A 4,044-nucleotide genomic window follows, 5' to 3' on the forward strand; every position below is an offset into this window, starting at 1 on the left:
GAAATACTCCTTGGGGATCCGGTTTATGGATCTGCCCTCACCAATCTCAGATCGGTGATCGTTGATGAAGTGCATGCATTTATGGGTTCAGATCGCGGTGTCCAGCTCGCCTGCCTTCTTGATCGCCTCAATCTCATCTCCGGTAGGCAGGTACGGCGGATCGGCCTCTCTGCAACGGTAGGGAATCCCGAGGCACTGATTGAATGGTTCTCGGGTGAGGGCCGGAGACAGCACCTTGTTGCAGTCGATCCCCCGTCACAAGGCAGGCGTTTCTCGTTTACCATTGATCCTGTGGAGGATGTGCGGATCCGGTCACTGGAAGGGACTATCGCCAACAGAAAGGCGCTCGTCTTTGCCGGGAGCAGGAATGAGGCAGAAAAGATCCATGCTGCGCTTTTGCAGCGGAAGTATCCGGCTTATGTCCACCACTCGGCCATCTCACCTGACCTCAGGAGCGAAGCAGAGGAGGCGATGCAGGGTGACGGTCCTGCGTGCATCGTCTGCACCAGTACGCTCGAACTCGGGATCGATATCGGGGGCCTCGATCTCGTAGTGCAGTACGGTGCACCGGATTCGGTCTCATCATTCCTTCAGCGGCTCGGGAGATCCGGCAGGAGAGGGAAGCCGCCTGAGATGGTGTTTATCCTCGCTTCAGGAGAAGAGGCGCTTTTTGCGGCAGCGGCAATAGAAGCTGCCCGGAACCATGAGGCAGAACCACTGCTACCGCCCCGGTTCCCCTGCAATGTCCTTCTGCAACAGCTCTTTATACTTCTGAGGCGGAGGCGTGGCCTTGGGAGGCGCCCCCTTAAGAAAGAGCTCCTGAATCTTTCTCCTTTTGCCGGTATCTCTGATCAGGATCTGGATTTGATCCTCGATCACCTGCTTGCCAATGGATATCTGGCGATGGATGGAGATCTGATGGTGATCGGGACAACAGCAGAATTTGAACTTTCCCGATCGCACTGGATCGCCCTCTGTTCGGTCATCTCCGCAGGCGGCGGATACCGGGCAGTGACGCCGGACGGGCAGGCAGTAGGGACGCTTGATCCCTCGTTCGTCGGGATCGCAGCTGAAGAAGGTTTCACCCTCGCCGGACGGGGGTGGCGGGTGATCTCCCGTGATGATGCACGGCGGGGGCTTCTCGTCGTCCCCTCTGATCGGAACGGTCCCCGCCCCTTCTGGACTGGCGGCGGGCGGGCGGGGGTATCGCCTCTCCTCGCACACGCTGTGGGAAGGATAGCAGCCCGGCGGGGATCAGATCTCCTGCTCCCCGGAGAGATGCAGGTGGCGATCAATGACGAGATCCATTCCTGGCCACATGGCCTTGATCCTGAGAGGATCTGCGTCATCCCGGAGCCGCTTGTGGCAGGAGAGCTCATCTCTGTCTGGACATTTCTTGGGGAGCGACAGAATGCAACTCTCGCCCACCTGGTGAGGCATCTCCTGCCCTCCCGGTGGCCGGTCCGGAGCACGTATGCAGCAGTAACCGTCGAGGTGCCGTTGGGTGAGGATGGAGAAGAAGCGGTCCGGGATGCCCTGATAGAATTAGGAAGAATGCCGGAGGGGGAGCTGATCGGCTGGCTCCCCCTGCTGCCGCCTGAGACCTGGGCATTTGGCAGGCTGCTTCCTGACGAGATCCGGCAGAGGATGGCGGCGATGAATATCTATTCCCTGCCGGAGGTGGTTGCGGCTGTCAGGGAGAGGTATTCTCATCCCTGAAGCGGATCTGCCATTGTGTTCCTTCACCTTTCAGAGTGGATAGTGAGTATCTTCCCTGTATCTGCCGGGTGAATGTCCTGAGCAGTACAATGCCCAGGCTCTGTGCCGTATCGGGATCAAAATCATAGGGCATGCCAATCCCATCATCTTTGACAGAGAGGATGATGCATTTATTCTGGTTCTGCTTGATGGAGATAGCGATATTGCCTTCCTCCCTCCCTTTGAAAGCGTGTTTCAGGGAATTTGATATGAGTTCATTGACGATGAAGCCACAATAAATCGCAGTATCGACATCAAGGTTCAGATCATCGATTGTGCAGGTAACTCTGATTTGATCATCATCTCTGTAGGATTGAACAATCTCTTTGATAAGCCTCCGCATGAAAGATTCGATAGTAATCCTGCTTAATTTTTCTGATTTGTAGAGGTGTTCATGGACAAGTGCCATGGAGGTGATCCGGTTCTCGCTTTCACGGAACACTTCCTTTATCCGGCTGTCATCATAGGTGAGGGATTGCAGGTTCAGGAGGGATATGACCACCTGGAGGTTGTTCTTGACGCGATGGTGTATCTCCCTGAGGAGTGTCTCTTTCTCCAGCAGGTTCTCCTGTATCTGCTGCATCATTCGCTTCTCTTTGGTGACATCACGGGCGGCTGCAAAGACGCCCTGAACTGCCCCTTTTTCATCGGAATAGACGCTTGCATTATAGAGCACATCGATCGTATCTCCGGAAGTGTGGTGGATGGTGAGGGCATAATCTTTAACAAATCCAGAATTGAAGGTTTCTATGTATCCTTCTCTTGCTTTATCCGGATTTGTGAAGTAATTGGCAAAATCACTTCCGATAAGCTGGTTTCGATGCAATCCTGTAATTTTTTCCGTGGCACGGTTCACATCTGTTATCAGGCCTTTTGGACTGATGGTGACCAGCGGATCAAGGCTGGCTTCAATAAGGGCGCGGGTATAGAGGGAATTCTTCTGTAATGTTTCTTCCATCTCTTTCTGCTCGGTGATATCCCGCAGAATGCCGGATATGGCGATTATATTTCCATCCCGATCCAGGATGGGAGACATTGATAGAGAAATCCGGAGTATTCTGCCGGAGCTATGCAGCCGGTTCACCTCCCGCGAGTGCGGTTTCTTTGTTGCAATCATCTCTTTGAAGTACTGATCGAATATGGCTCTATCCTCTCCGGGAGGAATCACGAGCGAGTAGTGTTTGCCGATGATCTCCTCAGCCCTCCATCCAAAGATCTCCTCGGCTCCCAGGTTCCAGGTGAGAAGGTTCGCATCAGTGTCAAGGGAGAGGATTGCATCATATGAGGATTCCACGATTGATGCGAGCCTTTTTTGTGATCTCTCTGCGTCCCGCTGTTTGGTGATATCCCGTCCGATACCTTCAATCGCGATCAACTGCCCCTCCGGATCCCTGATCGATTTGTATGACTGCTCGACGTAGACAATCCCGCCGTCTTTTCTGACCCACCGGATTGTGAGAGGATCTGTCATCTCCTTGCCCTCCCGGATGGACTCAAGAATATGGTGATCATCCGGGTGCACAATCTGCTCTCCAAGCATCGGATCTTTGTAGTGTTCCTCCGGGGTGTATCCGGTGATCCCTGTCACTGCATCGCTTACAAAGGAGAAATGGGGCACAGGAAGGAGATCATAGCGGTAGATAATATCGGCTGAATTATCTGCGAACATTCGAAAACGCTTCTCACCTTCGAGAAGTTTTCCAGAGAGCATGCCGGTTATGACTCCGGCTCCGGCCATCACCACGGCGCGGGCAACGGCCTCAGTGAGCGCTTCTGGATCCGGTAATATGATGATATGGAGGATCAGGTACAGTGCAGAAAGGAATATGCCAAAGAGGATACCCCGATTCAGGTAGCGGTATGCGGCGAGGATTATCGGGATATAGAAGAGATGTGGATAGACATTGGTATATCCTTGTCCAAGGAAGAAAAGGGATGCGAGGATTGCTGCAAAGGAGGTTCCTGCGAGTAAAATAAAATAGAGATCGATCTCGCTCTTAATCTGTGTTATCTTATTCATACTCAAATTGATGGTGTGTGATCCCAATACCGTACAAAATTGGTGTTCTCGTATCCTCTATTATGTCGGCAGGCAATTATATCATTCGGAAATGCATTCAATATATGCATAGCCAGAAGGTATGGCTGTTCCAGGGTGGTGCTCTATGCCAAAACGGGATGACCATGATGAATACCTGAAGACAATCCTTGATCTCTTCAAGCAGGAGCCACGTGGTTTGAGCATCAGCGATATAACTCGTGCAATAGGGCTTAACAGGAATTCTG

The 4,044-nt window shown here is 52.6% G+C and carries 3 protein-coding genes; 2 read left to right on the plus strand and 1 reads right to left on the minus strand.

Annotated features, from left to right (window positions below):
* Positions 1–1,719, plus strand: a 1,719-nt coding sequence (locus tag QCH34_RS08140; RefSeq protein WP_300332695.1) for a helicase-related protein, incomplete at its 5' end; no start/stop codon positions are given.
* Here the strand turns inward: QCH34_RS08140 and QCH34_RS08145 are convergent.
* Positions 1,694–3,778 carry a PAS domain S-box protein gene (locus tag QCH34_RS08145; protein WP_300332697.1) on the minus strand — a complete coding sequence of 695 codons (2,085 nt, stop codon included), beginning with the start codon at positions 3,776–3,778 and terminating at the stop codon, positions 1,694–1,696. The genes QCH34_RS08140 and QCH34_RS08145 overlap by 26 nt on opposite strands.
* A gap of 145 nt (positions 3,779–3,923) precedes the next feature.
* Between QCH34_RS08145 and QCH34_RS13340 the strand changes: the two genes are divergently transcribed.
* A partial coding sequence (locus tag QCH34_RS13340; protein ID WP_366898477.1) for a helix-turn-helix domain-containing protein occupies positions 3,924–4,044 on the plus strand: 121 nt, incomplete at its 3' end.

The organism is Methanocalculus sp., from assembly GCF_029762515.1.
Lineage (GTDB): Archaea > Halobacteriota > Methanomicrobia > Methanomicrobiales > Methanocorpusculaceae > Methanocalculus.

What these genes read in the sequence shown, in the direction of transcription:
- QCH34_RS08145 (WP_300332697.1), bottom strand. Translation starts at nt 3,778, where the DNA reads ATGAATAAGATAACACAGATTAAGAGCGAGATCGATCTCTATTTTATT.